38 protein-coding genes (1 of these 38 cut by a window edge) are annotated in these 21,400 nt (G+C 51.7%); 2 read left to right on the top strand and 36 right to left on the bottom strand.

Annotation, left to right across the window (positions count from 1 at the left end; genetic code table 11):
* On the top strand, positions 1-268 hold the 3' end of the coding sequence (gene pdaB, locus GC56T2_RS00865) for a polysaccharide deacetylase family sporulation protein PdaB (RefSeq protein WP_144972401.1). Its footprint begins 488 nt before the window's first position; the window shows 268 of its 756 coding nt (coding positions 489-756); its start codon lies beyond the left edge, outside the window; its stop codon occupies positions 266-268.
* 61 nt (positions 269-329) lie between these two features.
* On the opposite strand, the gene GC56T2_RS00860 is transcribed toward pdaB, so the two are convergent.
* Together GC56T2_RS00860 and GC56T2_RS00855 are read right to left on the bottom strand one after the other, a co-directional pair.
* Positions 330-575: a hypothetical protein gene (locus tag GC56T2_RS00860; protein ID WP_144972399.1), complete on the bottom strand. Its 246-nt coding sequence runs from the start codon at positions 573-575 to the stop codon at positions 330-332.
* Between the two features lie 52 nt (positions 576-627).
* Entirely contained in the window at positions 628-1,227 is a 600-nt protein-coding gene (locus GC56T2_RS00855) for a KinB-signaling pathway activation protein (RefSeq protein WP_144976951.1), read from the bottom strand.
* Positions 1,228-1,374: 147 nt separating this feature from the next.
* Here GC56T2_RS00855 and gerD point away from each other — a divergent pair, with 147 nt between their 5' ends.
* Complete coding sequence (gerD, locus tag GC56T2_RS00850; RefSeq protein WP_144972397.1) at positions 1,375-2,013, top strand: spore germination lipoprotein GerD; 639 nt, start codon at positions 1,375-1,377, stop codon at positions 2,011-2,013.
* An 82-nt stretch (positions 2,014-2,095) separates the two neighbouring features.
* Here gerD and GC56T2_RS00845 read toward each other — a convergent pair whose 3' ends face one another.
* The 34 genes from GC56T2_RS00845 to rpsS form a co-directional block, all read right to left on the bottom strand.
* Positions 2,096-3,115 (bottom strand): Mrp/NBP35 family ATP-binding protein, encoded by a 1,020-nt coding sequence (locus GC56T2_RS00845; protein ID WP_144972395.1) that lies wholly within the window; start codon positions 3,113-3,115, stop codon positions 2,096-2,098.
* Between the two features lie 204 nt (positions 3,116-3,319).
* Positions 3,320-4,036, bottom strand: a complete 717-nt coding sequence (cwlD, locus tag GC56T2_RS00840; RefSeq protein ID WP_144972393.1) for an N-acetylmuramoyl-L-alanine amidase CwlD — start codon at positions 4,034-4,036, stop codon at positions 3,320-3,322.
* 66 nt (positions 4,037-4,102) lie between these two features.
* Positions 4,103-4,543 carry a YbaK family protein gene (locus tag GC56T2_RS00835; protein ID WP_061912136.1) on the bottom strand — a complete coding sequence of 147 codons (441 nt, stop codon included), beginning with the start codon at positions 4,541-4,543 and terminating at the stop codon, positions 4,103-4,105.
* A gap of 400 nt (positions 4,544-4,943) precedes the next feature.
* Complete coding sequence (gene rpsI / locus GC56T2_RS00830; RefSeq protein ID WP_144972391.1) at positions 4,944-5,336, bottom strand: 30S ribosomal protein S9; 393 nt, start codon at positions 5,334-5,336, stop codon at positions 4,944-4,946.
* Between the two features lie 22 nt (positions 5,337-5,358).
* Positions 5,359-5,796 (bottom strand): 50S ribosomal protein L13, encoded by a 438-nt coding sequence (gene rplM / locus GC56T2_RS00825; RefSeq protein WP_033020954.1) that lies wholly within the window; start codon positions 5,794-5,796, stop codon positions 5,359-5,361.
* Positions 5,797-6,100: 304 nt separating this feature from the next.
* On the bottom strand, positions 6,101-6,859 hold the full coding sequence (gene truA / locus GC56T2_RS00820; protein WP_144972389.1) for a tRNA pseudouridine(38-40) synthase TruA: 759 nt from the start codon (positions 6,857-6,859) through the stop codon (positions 6,101-6,103).
* Between the two features lie 15 nt (positions 6,860-6,874).
* Positions 6,875-7,672 (bottom strand): energy-coupling factor transporter transmembrane component T family protein, encoded by a 798-nt coding sequence (locus GC56T2_RS00815; RefSeq protein ID WP_144972387.1) that lies wholly within the window; start codon positions 7,670-7,672, stop codon positions 6,875-6,877.
* Positions 7,665-8,537, bottom strand: a complete 873-nt coding sequence (locus GC56T2_RS00810; protein ID WP_033020960.1) for an energy-coupling factor ABC transporter ATP-binding protein — start codon at positions 8,535-8,537, stop codon at positions 7,665-7,667. Before GC56T2_RS00810 ends, GC56T2_RS00815 begins: the two co-directional genes overlap by 8 nt.
* The gene (locus GC56T2_RS00805) at positions 8,513-9,352 is read right to left on the bottom strand and encodes an energy-coupling factor ABC transporter ATP-binding protein (protein ID WP_144972385.1); all 840 of its coding nucleotides are present in this window, start codon (positions 9,350-9,352) and stop codon (positions 8,513-8,515) included. The genes GC56T2_RS00810 and GC56T2_RS00805 overlap by 25 nt, the downstream gene beginning before the upstream one ends.
* A gap of 117 nt (positions 9,353-9,469) precedes the next feature.
* Positions 9,470-9,832: a 50S ribosomal protein L17 gene (gene rplQ / locus GC56T2_RS00800; protein ID WP_033020965.1), complete on the bottom strand. Its 363-nt coding sequence runs from the start codon at positions 9,830-9,832 to the stop codon at positions 9,470-9,472.
* 109 nt (positions 9,833-9,941) lie between these two features.
* Complete coding sequence (locus GC56T2_RS00795; RefSeq protein WP_033020967.1) at positions 9,942-10,886, bottom strand: DNA-directed RNA polymerase subunit alpha; 945 nt, start codon at positions 10,884-10,886, stop codon at positions 9,942-9,944.
* Positions 10,887-11,027: 141 nt separating this feature from the next.
* Positions 11,028-11,417: a 30S ribosomal protein S11 gene (rpsK, locus tag GC56T2_RS00790; RefSeq protein ID WP_011229644.1), complete on the bottom strand. Its 390-nt coding sequence runs from the start codon at positions 11,415-11,417 to the stop codon at positions 11,028-11,030.
* A 25-nt stretch (positions 11,418-11,442) separates the two neighbouring features.
* Positions 11,443-11,808 (bottom strand): 30S ribosomal protein S13, encoded by a 366-nt coding sequence (gene rpsM / locus GC56T2_RS00785; protein ID WP_033020970.1) that lies wholly within the window; start codon positions 11,806-11,808, stop codon positions 11,443-11,445.
* A 21-nt stretch (positions 11,809-11,829) separates the two neighbouring features.
* Positions 11,830-11,943: a 50S ribosomal protein L36 gene (gene rpmJ, locus GC56T2_RS00780; RefSeq protein WP_011229643.1), complete on the bottom strand. Its 114-nt coding sequence runs from the start codon at positions 11,941-11,943 to the stop codon at positions 11,830-11,832.
* A gap of 36 nt (positions 11,944-11,979) precedes the next feature.
* The gene (infA, locus tag GC56T2_RS00775) at positions 11,980-12,198 is read right to left on the bottom strand and encodes a translation initiation factor IF-1 (RefSeq protein ID WP_011229642.1); all 219 of its coding nucleotides are present in this window, start codon (positions 12,196-12,198) and stop codon (positions 11,980-11,982) included.
* A 103-nt stretch (positions 12,199-12,301) separates the two neighbouring features.
* Positions 12,302-13,048, bottom strand: a complete 747-nt coding sequence (gene map / locus GC56T2_RS00770; protein WP_144972382.1) for a type I methionyl aminopeptidase — start codon at positions 13,046-13,048, stop codon at positions 12,302-12,304.
* The gene (locus GC56T2_RS00765; RefSeq protein WP_144972380.1) at positions 13,045-13,698 is read right to left on the bottom strand and encodes an adenylate kinase; all 654 of its coding nucleotides are present in this window, start codon (positions 13,696-13,698) and stop codon (positions 13,045-13,047) included. Before GC56T2_RS00765 ends, map begins: the two co-directional genes overlap by 4 nt.
* A gap of 40 nt (positions 13,699-13,738) precedes the next feature.
* A complete protein-coding gene (gene secY, locus GC56T2_RS00760) occupies positions 13,739-15,031 on the bottom strand; it encodes a preprotein translocase subunit SecY (RefSeq protein WP_144972378.1) in 1,293 nt (430 codons plus the stop codon).
* Positions 15,031-15,471 carry a 50S ribosomal protein L15 gene (gene rplO, locus GC56T2_RS00755; protein ID WP_033020979.1) on the bottom strand — a complete coding sequence of 147 codons (441 nt, stop codon included), beginning with the start codon at positions 15,469-15,471 and terminating at the stop codon, positions 15,031-15,033. The genes secY and rplO overlap by 1 nt, the downstream gene beginning before the upstream one ends.
* Before the next feature lie 25 nt (positions 15,472-15,496).
* Entirely contained in the window at positions 15,497-15,685 is a 189-nt protein-coding gene (gene rpmD / locus GC56T2_RS00750; protein WP_014194602.1) for a 50S ribosomal protein L30, read from the bottom strand.
* A 14-nt stretch (positions 15,686-15,699) separates the two neighbouring features.
* The gene (rpsE, locus tag GC56T2_RS00745) at positions 15,700-16,200 is read right to left on the bottom strand and encodes a 30S ribosomal protein S5 (RefSeq protein WP_033020982.1); all 501 of its coding nucleotides are present in this window, start codon (positions 16,198-16,200) and stop codon (positions 15,700-15,702) included.
* Positions 16,201-16,219: 19 nt separating this feature from the next.
* Positions 16,220-16,582 carry a 50S ribosomal protein L18 gene (gene rplR / locus GC56T2_RS00740; protein ID WP_033020984.1) on the bottom strand — a complete coding sequence of 121 codons (363 nt, stop codon included), beginning with the start codon at positions 16,580-16,582 and terminating at the stop codon, positions 16,220-16,222.
* A 33-nt stretch (positions 16,583-16,615) separates the two neighbouring features.
* Positions 16,616-17,152 carry a 50S ribosomal protein L6 gene (rplF, locus tag GC56T2_RS00735; protein WP_033020986.1) on the bottom strand — a complete coding sequence of 179 codons (537 nt, stop codon included), beginning with the start codon at positions 17,150-17,152 and terminating at the stop codon, positions 16,616-16,618.
* 32 nt (positions 17,153-17,184) lie between these two features.
* Complete coding sequence (gene rpsH / locus GC56T2_RS00730) at positions 17,185-17,583, bottom strand: 30S ribosomal protein S8 (RefSeq protein WP_012820490.1); 399 nt, start codon at positions 17,581-17,583, stop codon at positions 17,185-17,187.
* A gap of 31 nt (positions 17,584-17,614) precedes the next feature.
* A complete protein-coding gene (locus tag GC56T2_RS00725) occupies positions 17,615-17,800 on the bottom strand; it encodes a type Z 30S ribosomal protein S14 (RefSeq protein WP_003247599.1) in 186 nt (61 codons plus the stop codon).
* 26 nt (positions 17,801-17,826) lie between these two features.
* On the bottom strand, positions 17,827-18,366 hold the full coding sequence (rplE, locus tag GC56T2_RS00720; protein WP_033020988.1) for a 50S ribosomal protein L5: 540 nt from the start codon (positions 18,364-18,366) through the stop codon (positions 17,827-17,829).
* Positions 18,367-18,393: 27 nt separating this feature from the next.
* The gene (gene rplX / locus GC56T2_RS00715) at positions 18,394-18,705 is read right to left on the bottom strand and encodes a 50S ribosomal protein L24 (RefSeq protein ID WP_033020989.1); all 312 of its coding nucleotides are present in this window, start codon (positions 18,703-18,705) and stop codon (positions 18,394-18,396) included.
* Between the two features lie 36 nt (positions 18,706-18,741).
* A complete protein-coding gene (gene rplN / locus GC56T2_RS00710) occupies positions 18,742-19,110 on the bottom strand; it encodes a 50S ribosomal protein L14 (RefSeq protein ID WP_033020993.1) in 369 nt (122 codons plus the stop codon).
* A gap of 49 nt (positions 19,111-19,159) precedes the next feature.
* Positions 19,160-19,423 (bottom strand): 30S ribosomal protein S17, encoded by a 264-nt coding sequence (gene rpsQ / locus GC56T2_RS00705; protein ID WP_033008672.1) that lies wholly within the window; start codon positions 19,421-19,423, stop codon positions 19,160-19,162.
* A gap of 25 nt (positions 19,424-19,448) precedes the next feature.
* Positions 19,449-19,649 carry a 50S ribosomal protein L29 gene (gene rpmC / locus GC56T2_RS00700; protein ID WP_011229628.1) on the bottom strand — a complete coding sequence of 67 codons (201 nt, stop codon included), beginning with the start codon at positions 19,647-19,649 and terminating at the stop codon, positions 19,449-19,451.
* Positions 19,649-20,074, bottom strand: a complete 426-nt coding sequence (gene rplP / locus GC56T2_RS00695; RefSeq protein WP_011229627.1) for a 50S ribosomal protein L16 — start codon at positions 20,072-20,074, stop codon at positions 19,649-19,651. Before rplP ends, rpmC begins: the two co-directional genes overlap by 1 nt.
* A 2-nt stretch (positions 20,075-20,076) precedes the next feature.
* Positions 20,077-20,733, bottom strand: a complete 657-nt coding sequence (gene rpsC, locus GC56T2_RS00690) for a 30S ribosomal protein S3 (RefSeq protein ID WP_033020994.1) — start codon at positions 20,731-20,733, stop codon at positions 20,077-20,079.
* A gap of 3 nt (positions 20,734-20,736) precedes the next feature.
* Positions 20,737-21,078 carry a 50S ribosomal protein L22 gene (gene rplV / locus GC56T2_RS00685; RefSeq protein WP_063166990.1) on the bottom strand — a complete coding sequence of 114 codons (342 nt, stop codon included), beginning with the start codon at positions 21,076-21,078 and terminating at the stop codon, positions 20,737-20,739.
* 18 nt (positions 21,079-21,096) lie between these two features.
* The gene (gene rpsS / locus GC56T2_RS00680) at positions 21,097-21,375 is read right to left on the bottom strand and encodes a 30S ribosomal protein S19 (RefSeq protein WP_003247570.1); all 279 of its coding nucleotides are present in this window, start codon (positions 21,373-21,375) and stop codon (positions 21,097-21,099) included.
* Between the last annotated feature and the right edge of the window lie 25 nt (positions 21,376-21,400).

Below are 21,400 nucleotides of genomic sequence, written 5' to 3'. Positions count from 1 at the left end.
AATTGCTCATTCTCTCGGTTATACGGTGGTACATTGGAGCATTAACTCAAAAGACTGGCTCAATCCGGGCACGGAGCAGATTGTAGCCAATGTGACAAACGATTTAGAACCAGGTGATATCGTACTTTTGCACGCCTCCGATTCGGCAAAACAAACCGCAAAGGCGTTGCCCAAAATCATTGCGGTGATGAAAGAGAACGGCTACCAAAACGCCAGCCTCTCGGAACTGTTGGCAAACGGGGAAGCGAAAAGCAAAGGAATCGACTAAGGAAGCTGCCTAGAAGGCTGGTGAAAAACCGCTGTCACCTCCCGATCGGCGGCATTTTCATTCAGAAGAGAAAGCGGATTCTGCAAAGTTTTTCTAATTGAGAAATGAGTGGAATCAGTCGTTTTTGCACTAAATCACCTGCCTCTTGGAAGGAGGCGAAAAAACACGGTTTCCCTTCTTGATCGATGAGTCGACAGGGAAAAAGCCGGGCTGAGGGGAAAAGCTTTTCCATTTTGGAAACAATGCTGTGAAGCCGCACGCTCCCTTCCCTTCTATCATCGGCTTCCGGAGCGGCTTGAGCCGACATCAAGCCCTCTCTCCCTCACGAACGTGAAAAAAGAACAGGCGGCGTCTCCTCTTTATTGTTTTGCGCCGCCTGTCAACTTATGCAGAATAAGAAGCTGGTATGCATTGCATAGTAATAATGGAATGAGCATCAAATACAGCCAATCGCGGTCATTGATGCGCAGCACAGGAAACCATTCGATCACCGTCACAACAACCATAAAAAACAGGGCGGGAACGAACGCGCCTTTATTGGTTTGTACACTCTTAACATAGGCAACGGCGAGGCCGACCACCAAAATAACCAGGGCCACAAGAAGGTAAGGGATGATCGAATCTCCCTTGTCCGCAAACACCATATAGCGAAAATAGACGAGGTCAAACAGGACAAACACGATGAGAACGAGCTGCACCGAATTCCAGAGTGAACGAAAAAAACCGAGGCCAAATCGGTGAATGGTCAAATAGGCAAAAAAACCGGCTTGGCTGATGACGCTAAAAATAAAACCGACGCCAATATGCCAAAACAACACCGCGAGCAGCTCTACGATCTCCAAGCGGACAAAGAGATGTGCAAATTCCTTCCCGTTCAAAATCATGCCAACGGCTGCCGTGGCAATGCCGCCTATCAGCAATGTAGACAAAAACAAACGCACCCATTTGCGGCTGTTCACAGCTTCATCCTCCATCATCAACATCATCCGCTTATCATTTTACCAGCGCCCTTTTGAAAAAGCCAGCTCCATTCCTCTCCATGCATATTTTTTTCGCCAACATTCATATTAAGGGTGAGGGATTTTTGCAGAAAGGAGCTCATTTTCATGAACAAACACCTACCGCTCCTCTTGCTCAGTTTTCTCTTTCTCGGTTCTTGTGCCCCTCAAGAAATTAGCCCCCCTCCACCGGATTATGATGAAACGAAAAAAATGGTTGTTGACATTTTAAAAACCGACGAGGGGAAAAAGGCGATTCAAGATATTATGTCTGACGAGCAGATGAAGCAGCAGCTCATGATGGACCAGACTGCTGTGAAAGAGACGCTGCAGCAGGTGCTGACGTCTGAACAAGGAAAAAAATTTTGGGAAAATGCTTTCAAAGACCCGAAATTTGCTGAAAGCTTTGCCAAAGGGTTGCAAAAAGAGCATGAAAAAATGATGAAAGCGCTGATGAAAGACCCTGAATATCAAGGCATGATGATTGACATTCTAAAAGATCCAGAAGCAGAAAAAGCGATGATGGATGTCTTAAAAAGCAAGGAGTTCCGCCAGCACGTGCAAAAAGTCGTAACAGAAACGCTGAACAGCCCGCTATATCAGGCCAAAATTCAAGATATGCTGACAAAAGCGGCGGAATCGCTCCAGCAAGGCGGGGGAAAACAAGAAGAGGGAGGAGAAGAAGGTGGGGAAGGCGGGGAAGGAGAAGAAGGAGGAGGCGGCAACCAACAAGGTGGGAGCGGATAATCAAAAAGCGTCCGGATGCGAAAGGGCGCCGTTCGCCGAAGACGAACACGGTCAGCCCTACAGCCATCGGACGCTTTGTTTTTTACGAGGACTTGGCGACAATTTTACGCGCGATATCCATATAAATTTTCCCAATCGGATGATCTTCTGCATAGACCGACGGGGCGAAGTCGTCGTCATTCCAATCCGGCTGCTGAAGCGGCAGCTGTCCTAACAGCTCGGTTTGCAACTCTTTGGCCAACTTTTCCCCGCCGCCTTTGCCAAAGACGTATTCTCGTTCGCCTGTTTTGCGGCTTTCGTAATAGGACATGTTTTCGATGACCCCGATAATCTCGTGCTCCGTGCGCAGCGCCATGGCTCCAGCGCGGGCGGCGACAAACGCGGCGGTCGGATGCGGGGTTGTGACGATAATTTCCTTGCACGATGGCAGAAGCGTATGGACGTCTAGGGCGACATCACCTGTCCCTGGCGGCAGATCAAGCAATAGATAGTCTAAATCGCCCCACTCGACTTCTTTAAAAAAGTTGTTGAGCATTTTCCCCAGCATCGGTCCGCGCCAAATCACCGGGGCGTTGTCCTCAACGAAAAAGGCCATCGAAATGACTTTTACCCCGAACCGTTCCACGGGGATAATTTTATCGCCCCTTACTGTCGGGCGCTCGGTAATTCCCATCATGTCAGGCACACTAAATCCATAAATATCGGCGTCAATTAGCCCCACTTTTTTGCCGAGACGAGCGAGGGCAATGGCCAAATTGACAGAGACGGTCGATTTACCGACTCCTCCCTTGCCGCTGGCAATGGCAATATACGTCGTTTTTGGCTTGTGCTGACGATATTTTTCAACTGTTTCGCGCGGCAATTCAGCAAACCGCAGCCCAACAGTCGCTGCCCCCGCGTTTTTCAACTGCTGAACGATCTCCGTCTGCAAGCGGAGCTGCTCAGGCGTTCCCGTTTTGGCGAGGGCAATTTTCACGCTGACATGGTTTTTCTCTTCCTTGATTTTAATTTCTTGAATGGCATTCGTTTCTTGAAAGGTTTTATTCAAGAACGGATCTTTCATTTTTTCAAGAATGGCTCGCACGTCATTTGCTGTCAGCATCGTCTTCACCAACCTTTTCACAATCAATGGTTGCTTCTATACGCATCATATCATAAACGGGCAGGCGGCTGCCATGTTGCCGCTCGATTCCGCGAAAACGTTGCGATCGGCTTCAAACCTTCTCGCTAGCGGACGACTTATAACCAAATCCGGCTAGGCCATCAGCGTTTTTTTCGCCAACGTGGCAAAAAGCACAACTCCCCGCTATTCACGGGGAGTCGGTTCGTTTGAAAAATAGCGCAGCACTCCTTTGTAAATCGAGGCGGCCAACTTTGTTTGATAATGGTCCGAGGCAAGCCGCTCCCGTTCGTCTGGGTTCGATAAAAAACCGACCTCAACAAGCGCCCCTGGAATCTTGGCGTGCTTTAACAAATAAACCGTATCGATCATTTTCGCCGATCGATCGGTATTTTCCAAATTGCGTCGTAGTTCAGCTTGGATGAACTTGGCCAAGCGTTCATTTTCAATCAATGAACCGTAATAAAACGTCTGCGCTCCTCGCCAGCGGGGGGAGGGAATGGCATTGAGATGGATGCTGATGAATAGATCGGCCTCCGCTTGGTTGATCAAAGCGGTGCGCTCACGCAAGTCCTCCGTTTTGCGCCGGCTGTAACCGCGCGTTGACGGGCTGGCCAAGTCGCGGTCTGTTTCGCGCGTCATGAGAACGAGCGCCCCTTGCTGTTGCAAATAGTCGCGCAGTTTTTTCGCGACGCTCAAGGCAATTTCTTTTTCCAGCACTTCGCCGCCAACGGCACCGCCATCCGGCCCGCCGTGGCCGGGATCCAATACGATGATTCTCCCGGAGAGCGGGAGATTCCATGGCTTTGTTGAGGTCAAATCGGAAAATAGAGGTGGAAATAGAAAAAGCGCTGTGATCGTGACAACAGCCAAAATGGCCAGCCACTTCCACTGTTTGTTCATTGTTTCTCCTCCCGCGCGTTTCCCTTCTCTATCTTATATGGGACAAGGCGCGGGAATAGAACTCGTTTAGCGAAGTTTTAACCGGCGCCGTTTTTTTCCCCGTTCAAATCCTTCCATCCACCAACCGCCGATATAGTGTTCACACGCATAGTAGAGCGACTGGCTCACGAGGTCTTCGTCGATGCCGCCCCAGAAACAAAGAAAATCAAACAAAGTGTCGACTAAGTACTTCTCTTCCTGAACACAGCGCCGGCGCACGCTGTCCGCCTTCTCCCCGTAATAGCCAAACCGGCTGTAACGGGCGCCGAGCAAGTAGGCTTCAATGGCCAAGTCGATGCAACCTTCCTCGACAACGGACGGAAACACCCGATAGGTTGTATAAAAGGAAAGAAAGTGCTCAAGCACTTTCGCCCGCAGCTTCTCCAACGATAATTCGCGCAGCATGTTCCGTTCGTAGCGCAATTGCTTTTCCTGTCTTTTCTCCGCCAATGAAGTGATGACGGCCATCGTCTTTCACGCTCCTTTACGATGTAGTGTTTAACGATCAGGCGCATTCATACGTGCGGACGAAAGGCAGAAATAAGCAAAAAACCCAGCCAGAAACGACAGCAAAAACACCCCGACGCCAAGCACAAGGGTGTTGAGCACAACCTGTAGATGGCTGGTGAAAAACGGTGGTTTCCTTTGAAGGCCGGTGAAAAGGCGCTGTCACACCAATTGGAGGCATTTTCATTCAGAAAAGAAAGCTGATTGTGTGAGGTTTCTCTCATTGAGAAATGGGTGGAACTTAGCAGTATTTTTCCTTAAATCACCAACTTTTTTGATCAATGAATAAAATCGTGCCGTGTGGCAACTGAAAAAGGCCCCCAATCGATAACGATTGGGAGCCCGAACCGAAAGGCTTGTTTTAGCGCTTCGAGAACTGCGGAGCGCGGCGGGCGCCTTTGAGCCCGTATTTTTTCCGCTCTTTGACGCGGGCATCGCGCGTCAGCAAGCCAGCGCGCTTCAGCACCGCGCGGAATTCCGGATCCACTTCAAGCAGGGCGCGAGCGATGCCGTGGCGAATGGCGCCCGCTTGGCCAGCAAATCCGCCGCCTTGAACATTGACCAAAACGTCATAGCTGCCGAGCGTTTCCGTCAACACAAGCGGCTGTTTCACCATTTCGATGAGCGCTTCCGACGGAATATATTCGCGAATATCTTTTTTATTGACGATGATGCGTCCATCGCCCGGAACAAGGCGGACGCGGGCAACCGAGCTTTTGCGACGACCTGTGCCGTAATATTGTACTTGTGCCAACACCAATACCCTCCCTTATCAATTATCCGCGAAGTTCGTATACTTCCGGTTTTTGCGCTTGATGCGGATGTTCGCTTCCGCGGTAAACGTGCAGTTTTTTGAACATTTGACGGCCAAGGCTGCCTTTTGGAAGCATGCCACGCACCGCCCGTTCAATCATTTGTTCCGGGTAATTTGTGCGCATTTCGAGCGCGGTTCTCACTTTCAAACCGCCCGGATACAAGCTGTGGCGATAATACAGCTTTTTCGTTAGCTTTTTCCCTGTCAGCTCGACTTTGTCCGCATTGATCACGATGACGTGATCCCCGCAATCGACATGCGGAGTGAAGATCGGTTTATGCTTGCCGCGCAACAGCGCCGCTACTTCGCTGGCCAAACGACCTAACGTCTTGCCAGCTGCGTCGACAACGTACCATTTACGCTCTACTTCATTCGGTTTTGCCATGTAAGTCGTACGCAATGCCTTTCCCTCCTAAATCATAAAAAATGAACGAATAAGGTTAGCTCTTTATTTCAACACGATTTGCTGTCCGGGGCTAATCGTGGAAAATACATGCCATATGATATAATAGCCTGCTGGAACGCCAATGTCAAGAAGATGTTACACGAGGATTCGTTGTCATCGTTCCTCTCGTGGCGATGGAGGTGGAAAATCAAGTTGCCTCCGTCGCTCATTCCTTAAGCTCTCGGGCCACGGAAAAGCTCCCGGAGCCGAAACGCCCTTGTCGCAGCGCTCTTGGCGGAGCGGAAGAGGCGACATCAAGCTACTGATCGAAACGTTCGTCTCCGTAGTATACGCGCCACAAGTACAGTCCCTGCGCCGGCGCCGTCGGACCAGCAAGCCGGCGGTCCTTGGCGGCAAGCAACCATTCGATGTCAGACGGCGAACGTTTCCCTTGGCCGACCTCAAGCACCGTGCCGACGATAATGCGCACCATATTATATAAAAAACCGCTGCCGATCAAACGAAATTGAAGCATTGGGCCGTCCGCTTCCACTTCGGCGTGGTAAATGGTGCGCACACGGTCCTCCATCGCTGTTTTGGCCGAACAAAAGCCCGTAAAATCGTGTGTCCCCTTCAGCGGGACGAGCGCCTCATTCATGGCGTCTATGTGGAGCGGATACGGGTGCCATGCGCAGTAATGGCGGCGAAAGACGTCGCGCTCGGCCGCGGTCCATACGTTATAGCGATACTCTTTCGCTTTGGCGGAAAACCGGGCATGGAAGGCGGAATCGGTCTCAGCAGCTGAACGAACGACAATATCATCGGGCAGCTGGGCGTTCAACGCTTTTTTCCATTGCTCAGGAGAAAGGGAAAGCGGCGTGTCAAAGTGGATGACTTGCCCGTAAGCATGAACACCGGCATCGGTTCGTCCAGAAGCTGCCACGCGCACTTCCTTTCCCTTGTGCATTCGCTTGAGCACGCGTTCCAGTTCGCCTTGCACCGTCCGTTTTCCCGGCTGAATTTGGTAGCCAAAAAAATGGGTGCCGTCATACGCGATCACACATTTTATCCTTCGCACCGTAGCTTTCCTCCGCTATGAGCGTAGTAGACAAAGCAGAATGGCAAGCAGCACAACCGCCGCGAAAAAGACCGTATCCGTCCGTTTCCAAGCGAGCTGGCGAAATTTCGTCCGTCCTTCCCCGCCGCGATAGCCGCGCGCCTCCATGGCTGTCGCCAGCTCATCAGCTCGTTTGAATGAGCTGATAAACAAGGGAACGAGCAGCGAGACGATCGCTTTCATCCGCTCGGAAAAGCGACCGCCGGAGAAGTCGACCCCGCGGGCCGCCTGCGCCTTCATGATTTTTTCCGTCTCTTCCATAAGGGTCGGAATAAAACGAAGCGAAATGGCCATCATCAAGGCGAGCTCATGGACGGGGACGCGCATCTTTTTGAGCGGCCCGAGCAAACTCTCGACGCCGTCGGTCACCTCAATCGGTGTCGTCGTCAGCGTCAGCATCGTCGTCATCAGCACAAGCAACAAAAATCGGAGCGAAATAAAGATGCCTTGCCGAACGCCTTCCTCATAAATCGTCAACGCACCGATTCGATAGAGCACATCCCCTTCTTTTGTCATCCATACATGCAAAACGAAGGTAAACAGCACCACCCATATCACCGGCCTCAACCCACGCATGATATAGGAAAACGGGATGCGCGACAGGGCGGCGAACAAGAACGCAAACACGGACAACAGGGCATAGGTCGCAGCATTATTGGCCAAAAACACAATCAGGACATAGGCGAACACAATGAGCAGCTTGGCGCGCGGATCAAGGCGATGAATGATCGATTGTCCGGGCACGTATCGCCCGATAATCAAATGATTACTCATGAGCGCTCACCCTAGAAAACCAGTCGCGAATCGCTTCGGCCGCCTGCTCGATCGTTAAACATGGCGACGGAATGGCGACGCCAAACCGCCTTTCCAACGCCCGTTTCAACTTGACGGTCTCCGGCACGCTTAAACCGATGGCCGCCAGCCGCTCGGCGTCGCGAAATACTTCCTCCGGGGTCCCTTGGCCCCACACCGTTCCTTCGTGCATCACGATCAGCTCATCGGCATACCGAGCCGCATCTTCCATACTATGCGTTACCAATACAGTCGTTAGCCGCTTTTCGCGATGGAGACGGTAAAACATCTCCATAATCTCCCTCCGCCCACGCGGATCCAACCCGGCGGTCGGCTCATCGAGCACCAGCACTTCCGGCTCAAGCGCGAGCACGCCGGCGATAGCGACGCGCCGCATCTGTCCACCGCTTAAGTCAAACGGCGATTTGGCAAGCGTTTCATCGTCCAACCCGACCAACCGGATGAGCTCCCTTGCTTTCCGCTTGGCTTCTTCCTCGGGCACGCCGAAATTCAGCGGACCAAAGCAAATATCTTTTTCAACCGTCTCTTCAAACAGTTGGTGCTCCGGGAATTGAAACACGATCCCGACCTTTTTGCGGAGCGGTTTGAGCTGCTTGGGCCGTTTGCCGCTTGTGATCGTCTCTTCGCCAATTTTCACCGTGCCGCTTGTCGGCTGCAAGAGGCCGTTCAAGTGCTGAAGGAGCGTCGATTTGCCCGAACCGGTATGGCCGACGATGGCGACATACGCTCCGCTTCGAATCGTGACGTTGACGTGATATAGGGCGCGGCGGGCGAGCGGAGAGCGGGCATTGTATATGTGCTCTACGTTTTCGAATACAATGTCCATAGCTCCTCGACCAACTCCTCCATGGTAAAATACCCTAGCCTCAGCGGCAGCCCTTGTTCCCGCAAGCGGCTGCCCATTTTTACCGCAAACGGCAAATCAAGACCGATGCGTTCCAATTTGCTGCCGAGCCGAAAGATTTGCTCAGGCGTCCCTTCCGCCATCACTTCCCCTTTGTTCATGACGATCAGGCGATCGGCCTTGGCCGCTTCTTCAAGATCATGGGTGATCGACAAGACGGTGATACGATGCTGGCGGTTCAGGCGGCGCACCGTCTCCAACACTTCATCGCGCCCTCGAGGATCCAGCATGGATGTCGCTTCATCCAAGATGATCATATCGGGGCGAAGCGCCAAAATGCCGGCGATGGCGACGCGCTGTTTTTGCCCGCCGGAAAGCCGATGCGGCTCATGATGAAGGAACGGCTCCATATGCACTTGACGGACCGCTTCATCGATGCGCCAAGCCATCTCATCACGCGGAATGCCGTTGTTTTCCAAGCCAAAAGCGATGTCGTCCTCGACCGTCGTGCCGACAAACTGATTGTCTGGATTTTGAAACACCATGCCTACGCGACGGCGCACATCCCACACCGTCGTTTCATCCAGTGGGCGGCCAAACAGACGAATCACGCCCCGCTCCGGCCGAAGCAAGCCGATCAGCAGACGGGCGATCGTGGACTTGCCGGATCCATTATGGCCGACGATCGCCAGCCATTCCCCGCGTTCGGCTTGAAAGCTGACGTGTTGAACCGCATACTCCGACTGATTCGGATAACGAAAACATACTTCTTCCAGCGACAAGATCGGTTCGGCCATGATCGTTTCCCCTTGCTCCCGCCGCGTTTGCCGATGCGGCTTTTAAGATATGGTAAACAAAAAAAGGGCATAGATCCAGTTCAAACGAAACTGTCTCGCCCTTGTTGAATGAAACCGTTACACGAGTTCGATAATCACCATCGGCGCCCCGTCACCGCGGCGAGGACCAAGTTTCAAAATGCGCGTATAGCCGCCTTGGCGATCTTGGTAGCGCGGTGCAATGTCGCTGAACAGCTTTTGCAACGCATCTTGGCCCGTTTCGCTGTTGGCGACTTCCTTGCGGATGAACGCCGCTGCTTGGCGACGGGCATGCAAATCGCCGCGTTTGCCAAGCGTAATCATTTTTTCCATCACCGAGCGCAATTCTTTTGCCCGCGCTTCCGTCGTTTCGATGCGTTCATTGATGATCAGGTCAGTGGCTAAATCACGAAGCAACGCTTTCCGTTGCGAAGTCGTGCGTCCTAACTTTCTGTACGACATCAAATGTCCCTCCCTTTTAGAGTGATGCAGTTCTTTGCTGCTGATCGCACCGGCCGCACCGCAAAAGATATGGCCAAAGCACGGCGCCGCTTTCGCCAAAGGGCGGCTCTTAATCGTCTTTGCGCAAGCTGAGACCCAGCTCAGCGAGCTTCGCTTTGACCTCCTCAAGCGATTTGCGGCCAAGGTTCCGCACTTTCATCATATCTTCTTCCGTTTTTTGCGTGAGCTCCTGAACGGTGTTGATGCCGGCCCGTTTCAGGCAGTTGTAGGAGCGAACCGAAAGATCAAGCTCCTCGATCGTCATTTCCAGCACTTTTTCTTTTTGATCATCTTCTTTTTCGACCATGATTTCGGCATTTTGCGCTTCATCGGTCAGGCCGACAAAGATGTTCAAGTGCTCAGTCAAAATTTTGGCCCCGAGCGAAATGGCTTCTTTCGGTCCGATGCTTCCATCCGTCCACACATCGATGGTCAGTTTGTCATAATCCGTCACTTGACCGACCCTCGTATTCTCCACGTGATAAGAAACGCGGGAGACCGGTGTATAAATGGAGTCGATCGGAATGACGCCAATCGGCTGGTCTTCGCGCTTGTTCGCCTCAGCCGGGACATAGCCGCGCCCCCGTTTGGCGGTCATGCGCATGCGCAGGCGGCCGCCTTCCGCCAGCGTCGCAATATGAAGGTCTGGGTTTAAAATTTCGACATCGCTGTCATGAGTAATATCGGCAGCTGTGACAACTCCTTCACCCTGCACATCGATTTCTAACGTTTTTTCCTCATCCGAATAAATTTTCAACGCCAGCTTTTTAATATTTAAAATGATGGCCGTCACATCTTCGACGACGCCTTCGATCGTTGAAAACTCATGCAGAACGCCGTCAATTTGCACCGATGTTACAGCCGCACCAGGGAGTGAAGACAATAGGATACGACGCAAGGAGTTTCCTAAAGTTGTACCATATCCGCGCTCAAGCGGTTCGACGACGAATTTGCCGTAGGTGGCATCTTCGCTCAGCTCGACCGTTTCAATTTTCGGCTTCTCAATTTCAATCATCGATTATTATACCCTCCTTCAAAACGTCGAGACCCCGACCAAACGGTACACGCCTAACAACATTCCCCCATGAATCTTTCTTTTTGCCATGGTCTTTATCATATCCCATTATTGACAATGGGGCAAATTCTATACGAAGCGTTACACGCGGCGACGTTTTGGCGGACGGCATCCATTGTGCGGGATTGGAGTGACGTCTTTGATCGCCGTAATTTCCAATCCAGCCGCTTGCAAAGCGCGGATCGCTGCTTCACGGCCAGCCCCCGGACCTTTGACGTTCACTTCGACCGTTTTCATGCCATGTTCCATCGACGCTTTCGCTGCCGCTTCAGCTGCCATTTGTGCCGCAAACGGCGTCGATTTGCGCGAACCTTTGAATCCGAGCGAACCAGCGCTCGCCCAAGCGATGGCGTTGCCGTGAACATCCGTGATCGTCACGATCGTGTTATTGAATGTCGAACGGATATGAGCGATGCCTGTATCAATGTTTTTTCTTACCCGACGTTTGCGCGTGTTTGTTCTGCGTGCCATTCGTCAAATGACCTCCTTTGCGTGATTATTTTTTCTTGTTCGCTACCGTACGGCGCGGACCTTTGCGCGTGCGGGCATTGTTTTTCGTGTTTTGTCCGCGAACCGGCAAGCCGCGGCGATGGCGAAGACCACGATAGCAGCCAATTTCCATCAGCCGTTTGATGTTGAGCGATACTTCCCGACGCAAATCGCCTTCCACTTTCAGGCGGCCGACGATTTCGCGAATGCGGCCAAGCTCCTCTTCCGTCAGGTCACGAACGCGCGTGTCTTCCGATACACCCGCTTCTTTTAAGATTTTTTGTGCGGTCGATTTTCCAATTCCGTAAATGTATGTTAACGAAATGACGACTCGTTTGTCGCGCGGAATGTCAACACCTGCAATACGTGCCATCGTTGTGCACCTCCTTGAAAATTACCCTTGGCGTTGTTTATGCTTTGGATTTTCGCAAATGATCATCACTTTGCCGCGTCTGCGAATGACTTTGCATTTTTCGCAAATCGGCTTGACAGACGGTCTTACTTTCATGTTGTTTCCCTCCTTAAATGAAACGGAGTGCGTCTTTTATTTATACCGATACGTAATTCGTCCCCGCGTCAAATCATACGGCGACAACTCCACCGTCACCCGGTCTCCAGGCAAAATGCGGATAAAGTGCATGCGGATTTTGCCGGACACATGGGCCAACACCGTATGCCCATTTTCTAATTCTACACGAAACATCGCATTTGGCAATGTTTCAATGACGGTGCCTTCCACTTCGATTACATCGTCCTTAGCCATCGGGCGGCTCCCCCTCCTTACGAATGAGTAACATGGTGTTGCGCAAAACCGAACGGACATTGAGCGGGCGATCTTTTCATTCGCTCCTCGCGACTGGGAGCTTTTACGAAACGGTTAAAATTTCATAGCCAGCGTCTGTGATCACAATGGTATGCTCGAAATGGGCACACCGTTTCCCATCCGCGGTGACAACGGTCCAGTCATCCGCTAGTGTTTTCACATGACGGCTGCCGGCGTTGACCATCGGTTCGATGCATAAGGTCATTCCCGGCCGCAACACCGGTCCTTTGTTTGGTGGCCCATAATGTGGGATTTGTGGGTCTTCATGTAAGTGTTGACCAATTCCGTGCCCCACATACTCCCGGACGACGGAAAAGTGATTCGCTTCCACGTACATTTGAATCGCGTGGGAGATATTCGTCAACCGCGCCCCTGGCTTCGCCTCAGTGAGCCCGATGTAGAGCGCCTGCTCCGTCACATCGAGCAGCCGCTTCGTCTCCGCATCGATTTCCCCGACAGGATACGTCCAGGCGGAGTCGGCATGATACCCTTGATATTGGGCACCAACGTCAACAGTGATAATATCGCCTTCCTTTAGCACTCGCTCGCCGGGAATGCCGTGCACAAGCTCTTCATTCACCGAAGCGCAAATGCTGCCCGGAAACCCTTGATATCCTTTAAACGACGGAATGGCGCCATGGGAACGAATCGTTTCCTCCGCAATGGCGTCCAATTCCTTTGTCGTCATCCCGGGACGGATTTCCTTTCTCAACGTTTCTAAGACAAGGGCCACGATTTTTCCCGCCTCGCGCATCAGCGCGATTTCCTGCGCGGTTTTGCAGCGGATCATGCAGACAATCCCCCGAGCAATTCCCGAATATCAGCAAACACCTTTTCCATGTCCTGTTCGCCGTTAATATGGCGCAAATAGCCTTTTTGCTCATAAAAATCGAGCAGCGGCTTCATTTGCTTTTGATTGACGTCGAGCCGATTGGCTACCGTCGCTTCATTGTCATCGGCACGCTGATATAACTCGCCACCGCATTTATCGCACACCCCTGGCACCGCGGGCGGATGAAAAACGAGATGGTACGTCGCTCCGCAATTGCGGCAAATTCGTCTGCCGGTCAGACGCTCGAGCAATACTTCGCGGCGGACATCAATGTGAATCACATAATCGAGTTGGCGGCCGATTTCCGAAAGCATCGTTTCGAGCGCTTCGGCTTGGGCGACCGTACGCGGAAAGCCATCGAGCAAAAACCCGTTTTGGCAATCCGCCTTGCTCAACCGCTCGCGGACGATGCCGATCGTCACTTCGTCAGGAACGAGATCACCGCGATCCATGTATTGTTTGGCCTGCTTCCCTAACGGAGTGCCTTCTTTGATCGCTGCCCGGAACATATCTCCCGTGGAAATGTGCGGGATTCCGTACGCTTCGACAATCTTCTCAGCCTGTGTACCTTTTCCGGCACCTGGCAGCCCCATCAGCACTAAATTCACCCTAACTCCCCCTAAACGGCAAGGGACGTCCGCTCTTGCCTTATTTGATGAATCCCCGGTAGTGGCGTTTGACCAACTGGCTCTCGAGCTGTTTCATCGTCTCTAAAGCCACACCGACAACAATAAGCAAGCTCGTGCCACCAATTTGTGCGGAAGGCGGCAAGTTGGCAAAGTTTACGAAGAACACCGGCAAAATCGAGATCACCGCCAAAAAGATTGAACCGACCAATGTCAACCGATACAAAATTTTTGTTACGTATTCTTGCGTGCTTTTTCCCGGGCGAATGCCTGGAATATAGCCGCCTTGCTTTTTCAGATTGTCTGCCATCTGCTCCGGGTTGACTTGAACGAACGCGTAAAAGTACGTAAAAGCGATGATGAGCGCGACGTAGAGAGTCATGCCAACCGGATGGGTATAGTCAAACGTTCGGCGAATCCATAATGTTACGTCATTCGTGCCAAAAAACGATGCAATCGTCGGCGGCGCAATCAAAAACGACACCGCGAAAATGACCGGAATGACCCCGGCCGGGTTCACTTTCAGCGGCAGATGGGTCGAGTGGCCACCGACCGGGCTTCGCCCTTCCAACCGCTTCGCATATTGAATCGGAATTTTCCGGAACGCCTGCTGGATGTAAATGACACCAACGATCAACGCAATGACCGCCAACGCGACAAGCAGCAGCCGGACGATGCGCAAAAACAAGTCATCCTCAACGTTTTCAAACTGTTGAGCATAAATTTGATTCAAGATCGTCGGAATGCCGGAAACGATCCCGGCAAAAATGATGATCGAAATTCCGTTTCCGACTCCTTTGGCCGTGATTTGCTCACCGAGCCACATCAAAAAGGCGGTGCCCGCGGTCAAGACGACCGCAATGAGCAAATACGTGCCAATGCCTGGATTTTGAATGAGCATCCCATTGGCCAAATTGTTAAAGCCGTACGACATGCCGAGGGCTTGGATGAACCCGAGCACAATCGTAAAATAGCGGGTAAACTGAGCTAATTTACGCCGGCCAACCTCGCCTTGCTTGGACCATTCCGTAAACTTCGGAACGACGTCCATTTGCAGCAGTTGGACGATAATCGATGCCGTAATGTAGGGCATAACCCCCATGGCAAAAATCGAGAAGTTTTGCAGCGCCCCGCCGCCGAAAATGTTCAGGACGCCGAATGCATTTAATTCATCTTGCAGTTTTAATACATCCGCGTTCACGCTCGGAACCGGAATGAACGTGCCGATGCGGAACACGATCAACATAAGAAGAGTAAAGATAATTTTGTTTCGAATGTCACTGACGCGCATAAAGTTGGAGATTGTCCGAAACATTAAATCACCTCAGTTTTACCGCCAGCCGCCTCAATGGCTGCTTTTGCCGACGCCGAGAACTTGTGCGCTTTGACCGTCAGCTTTTTCTCGATTTGGCCTTTGCCTAAAACTTTCACGCCCGATTTGAGCTTGCTGATGACTCCCGTTTCAAGAAGCAGCTCCGGCGTGACTTCCGTTCCGTCTTCAAAGCGGTTCAATTTGTCCAAGTTTACGACCGCATATTCTTTCCGATTGATGTTCGTAAACCCGCGCTTCGGCAAGCGGCGGAACAGCGGCGTTTGTCCTCCTTCAAAACCGAGGCGCACGCCCCCGCCAGAACGAGCATTTTGACCTTTTTGACCACGACCAGACGTTTTGCCGTTGCCCGAACCGATCCCGCGGCCGACGCGAACCGCTTTTTTGCGGGAACCCGGCGCTGGTTGCAATTCATGAAGTTTCATTGCAAAGCACCTCCTTATGACCTCATTATTCTTCGATTTCTTTCACTTTGACAAGGTGAGCGACTTTGTTAATCATCCCGCGAATGGCAGGATTATCGTTATGAACGACAGTCTGATGCATTTTCCGCAAACCGAGCGTTCGAACGGTGACGCGTTGATCTTCCGGACGGCCAATCACGCTGCGTGTGAGGGTAATCGCCAGTTTTTTTGCCATGATCGTTCCCCCCCTTATCCTAACAGTTCCTCGACTGTTTTGCCGCGCAATTTTGCGACGTCTTCGGCGCGTTTCAATTGTTTTAAGCCGTCAAACGTGGCACGCACCATGTTGACCGGTGTGTTCGAACCAATGGACTTCGACAAAATGTCGCTGATGCCTGCCAGCTCCAAAACGGCGCGCGCCGGACCGCCGGCGATGACTCCAGTACCTTCGGAAGCCGGTTTTAAAATGATTTCTCCAGCGCCAAAGTGGCCGATCACTTCGTGCGGAATCGTCGTGCCAACGATCGGCACTTCAATTAAGTTTTTCTTCGCATCTTCAATCGCTTTGCGGATCGCTTCCGGAACTTCTTGCGCTTTCCCAGTGCCAAAGCCGACATGGCCGTTTTTGTCGCCGACGACAACCAAGGCAGAGAAGCGCAGGCGGCGTCCGCCTTTCACGACTTTTGCTACACGGTTGACTGCGACTACACGTTCTTCCAATTCAAGTTTGTTTGGGTCGATACGACGCATCGTTGTCCCTCCTTTGTAATTAGAATTCTAGGCCAGTTTCACGGGCGGCATCCGCTAATGCTTTCACTCGGCCGTGGTACAAATACCCGCCGCGGTCAAAAACGACTTGTTTAATGCCTTTTTCCAACGCCCGCTTGGCGACGAGTTCGCCGACTTTCTTCGCCGCTTCAATGTTGTTTGTCGAATCCAAAGTGAATTCTTTATCCAATGTCGAGGCGCTGACGATCGTTGCCGATTTCGTATCGTCGATCACTTGCGCGTAAATGTGTTTGTTCGAACGGAACACGCTCAACCGCGGACGTTCAGCCGTGCCAAAGATTTTTTTGCGGATGCGTGCGTGTCTTTTTTTCCGAACCGCGTTTCGATCCACTTTCGTGATCATCGAATGTCACTCCTTTCGCTTCGCTATGCCGCGTTATTTACCCGTTTTGCCTTCTTTTAAGCGCACCAGTTCGCCTTCGTAGCGAATGCCTTTGCCTTTATACGGCTCCGGCGGACGTACGGCGCGAATGTTGGCCGCCAGCTCGCCAACGCGCTGTTTGTCTGCGCCTTTGACGATGATTTTCGTTTGGGACGGCACTTCAATTTCAAGCCCTTCTTCCGGTTCAATTTCGACCGGATGAGAATAACCGACGCTCAACACCAGCTTTTTCCCTTGTTTCGACGCCCGGTATCCGACCCCAACGAGTTCGAGCGCTTTTTCGTAGCCTTTCGAAACGCCTTCGACCATGTTGGCGAGCAGGCTGCGCGTTGTGCCGTGCAGCGCACGATGTTGTTTTTCATCGCTTGGACGCGTCACCGTCATCACGTTGCCCTCAACGGTGATCGTCATATCCGGGTGGAACGTGCGGGTCAGTTCCCCTTTTGGCCCTTTCACCGTGACCGTATTGCCGTTGATCGTAACCGTAACACCGGCCGGAATTTCAATTGGTTTTTTGCCGACACGTGACATGTCAAAAACACCTCCATTCTTGAGCAGATAAATTACCAAACGTAGGCGATCACTTCGCCGCCCGTGCCTTTTTGCCGTGCTTCTTTATCCGTTAAAATGCCTTGCGATGTCGAAAGAATGGCGATTCCTAAGCCGTTTAAGACGCGCGGCACTTCATGGGCTTTGACATACACGCGCAATCCTGGCTTGCTGATGCGTTTCAGCCCGGTAATGACACGTTCATTGTTCGGGCCGTATTTCAGAAAAATGCGGAGAATCCCTTGTTTGTTGTCTTCGATATATTCATAATCACGAATAAACCCTTCGCGCTTTAAGATTTCCGCGATTTCCCGCTTGATTTTCGAAGCCGGGACTTCGAGTTTTTCGTGACGCACCATGTTCGCATTGCGGATGCGAGTCAGCATATCAGCAATTGGATCTGTCATCACCATTTGTTTTACCTCCTTCCCAATCAATGGGTGATTACCAGCTGGCTTTCTTAATGCCTGGAAGTTGACCTTTATATGCGAGTTCACGGAAACAAATACGGCACAGTTTAAATTTGCGGTAAACCGAGTGCGGGCGGCCGCAGCGCTCGCAGCGGGTGTACGCTCTTACTTTAAACTTCGGCGTCCGTTTTTGTTTCGCGATCATCGATTTTTTAGCCACGATTTCGCCTCCCTTGTGCTATGGGATTATTTTTGGAATGGCATGCCGAGCAATGCCAGCAATTCGCGCGCTTCTTCGTCGGTGTTGGCCGTTGTGACGATCACGATGTCCATGCCGCGCACTTTGTTCACTTTATCGTAGTCGATCTCTGGGAAAATGAGCTGTTCTTTAATGCCGAGCGTATAGTTGCCGCGGCCGTCAAACGATTTTTTCGATACGCCGCGGAAGTCGCGCACGCGCGGAAGCGAGACCGAAATCAACTTATCGAGAAACTCATACATCCGTTCGCCGCGCAGCGTCACTTTCGCCCCGATCGCCATTCCTTGGCGCAGGCGGAAGCCAGCGATCGATTTTTTCGCGCGTGTCACTACTGGACGTTGGCCGGAGATCAATGTCAGCTCTTCAACGGCGCTGTCTAACGCTTTCGGATTTTGCACCGCGTCGCCGACGCCCATGTTGATGACGATTTTTTCGATTTTTGGCACTTGCATGATCGATTTATAGTTGAACTTGCTCATGAGAGCAGGAACGACTTCATTTACATACTTCTCTTTCAGGCGGTTCATAAAAGTACCTCCTTTCCTGCGTCACGGTTATTTATCTAAAATCTCTCCGGATTTTTTCGCGTAGCGCACTTTTTTGCCGTCAACCACTTTATAGCCAATGCGCGTCGGTTCGCCTGTTTTCGGATCAAGCGGCATCACTTTGGAAACATGGATCGGCGCTTCTTTTTCGATAATGCCGCCCTGCGGGTTGGCTTGCGACGGTTTCGCGTGCTTTTTCACGATGTTGACGCCTTCGACGATGACGCGGTTTTTCTTCGGAAATGCCGCGAGGATGACGCCTTGTTTGCCTTTGTCTTTTCCGGAGATCACTTGCACTTTATCACCTTTTTTTACATGCATCGCATTCGCACCTCCTTGAAACGCTGTTCCGTTCCGTTAGATAACTTCCGGGGCCAACGAAATGATTTTCATGAAGTCTTTGTCGCGCAGTTCGCGGGCAACCGGTCCGAAAATCCGCGTGCCGCGCGGGCTTTTGTCATCGCGGATGATGACGCAGGCGTTTTCGTCAAAACGGATGTAAGAGCCATCCGGACGGCGCACTCCGCGTTTCGTGCGAACAACGACCGCTTTCACGACTTGACCTTTTTTAACAACGCCACCTGGTGTCGCATCTTTAACCGTAGCGACCACGATGTCGCCGATGTTCGCATAGCGGCGGCCCGAGCCTCCAAGCACTTTAATGACGAGCACTTCGCGTGCGCCAGAGTTATCAGCTACTTTCAAGCGAGATTCTTGTTGAATCATCGACGAAACCTCCTTTCGGAATTATCTCTCCGAACTAAGCGAAGAACCATTAAAGAACAACGGCTTTCTCAACGATTTCGACCAAACGGAAGCGTTTCGTGGCCGACAGCGGGCGAGTCTCCATGATTTTGACGATGTCGCCGACTTTCGCTTCATTATGTTCATCGTGCGCTTTGTATTTTTTCGAATATTTCACGCGCTTGCCGTACAGCGGATGTTTTTTGTACGTTTCCACCAATACGGTGATCGTTTTGTCCATTTTGTCCGATACAACCCGTCCAACGTACACTTTGCGTTGATTGCGTTCGCTCATTTCGCAAACCTCCTCTCAAACAACATTATTTATTGGCAGCGAGCTCACGTTCGCGAATGATCGTTTTCATGCGGGCGATGTCTTTGCGCACTTGACGGATGCGCGCCGTGTTTTCCAATTGGCCGGTCGCCAGCTGGAAACGAAGGTTGAACAGTTCTTCCTTCAACGCTTTAATTTTTTGTTCGATTTCGGCAGTGGTCAACTCACGGATTTCTTTCGCTTTCATTACGCTTCACCACCAGTTTCTTCACGTTTTACAAATTTGCATTTGATCGGAAGTTTGTGAGAAGCGAGACGCAATGCTTCACGTGCCACTTCTTCAGAAACACCGCCCACTTCAAACATCACTTTGCCCGGTTTCACAACGGCAACCCAGCCTTCCGGCGCCCCTTTACCGGAACCCATCCGCACTTCAAGCGGCTTGGCGGTATACGGTTTGGATGGGAAAATGCGGATCCATACTTTCCCGCCCCGTCTCATGTAACGAGTCATCGCCCGGCGAGCCGCTTCGATTTGCCGGTTCGTAATCCAAGCCGATTCCAATGCTTGCAAGCCAAATTCACCGAAATGAACTTCCGTACCGCCTTTCGCGCGGCCTTTCATCCGTCCGCGATGTTCGCGGCGATATTTGACGCGTTTTGGCATCAACATGATTATTTTCCTCCTTCCTCGGCTTTTTTCTTAGTCGGAAGGACTTCCCCACGATAAATCCATACTTTGACGCCGATTTTTCCGTACGTCGTGTCCGCTTCTGCCGTCGCATAGTCAATGTCAGCGCGCAACGTATGGAGTGGAACCGTCCCTTCGCTGTAATGTTCCGAACGAGCGATATCGGCACCGCCTAAACGGCCGGATACCATCGTTTTGATCCCTTTCGCCCCAGCGCGCATCGCCCGTTGAATGGCTTGTTTTTGCGCCCGGCGGAACGAAACGCGGTTTTCCAATTGGCGAGCGATATTTTCAGCGACAAGTTTCGCGTCCAAATCCGGCTTTTTAATTTCAACGATGTTGATATGAACCCGCTTGCCCGTCAGCTGCGCGAGCGCTTTGCGGAGCGCTTCGACTTCAGAGCCGCCTTTCCCGATCACCATGCCCGGTTTCGCCGTATGGATCGTGACGTTGACGCGGTTGGCTGCCCGTTCGATCTCCACGCGGGAAACAGCCGCATCTTGCAGGCGTTTGTTGAGATATTCACGGATTTTCAAGTCTTCGTGCAGCAGATCGGCGTAGTCTTTTTCCGCATACCATCTTGATTCCCAGTCACGAATGATGCCGATGCGCAGACCGATCGGATGAACCTTTTGACCCACGGATTATCCCTCCTTCTTTTCTGAAACGACGATCGTAATATGGCTTGTGCGTTTGTTGATGGCGCTTGCCCGTCCCATCGCGCGCGGACGGAAACGTTTCAGCGTCGGGCCTTCGTCTACGTACGCTTGAGAAACAACTAAGTTGTTGATATCCATGTCATAGTTATGTTCAGCGTTGGCAACAGCCGATTTCAACACTTTCTCGATGATCGGAGAAGCCGCTTTTGGCGTATGGCGCAAAATCGCGAACGCTTCGCCGACTTCTTTGCCGCGAATCAAGTCAATGACTAAGCGCGCTTTGCGAGGAGCGATGCGAACGGTTCTCGCAACTGCTTTAGCTTGCATATCTAGAACCTCCTCTCATTACCGTTTCGTTTTCTTGTCATCGCCGGCATGGCCGCGGAACGTGCGCGTCGGCGCGAATTCCCCGAGCTTGTGCCCGACCATGTCTTCCGTGATGTAAACGGGAACGTGTTTACGGCCATCGTACACTGCGATCGTATGCCCGACAAATTGCGGGAAGATCGTCGAACGGCGAGACCATGTTTTGATCACTTGTTTTTGCCCTGTTTCATTCAATTTTTCAATCTTTTTCATCAAATGTTCATCGCAAAACGGACCTTTTTTCAAGCTGCGACCCATAAGTGAACCTCCCTTCTGAATTGCG

Source organism: Geobacillus sp. C56-T2 (assembly GCF_007829715.1).
GTDB lineage: Bacteria > Bacillota > Bacilli > Bacillales > Anoxybacillaceae > Geobacillus > Geobacillus icigianus.
Note: the sequence above shows the minus strand (reverse complement) of the source record. Positions and strands in the feature narration are given on the sequence as shown.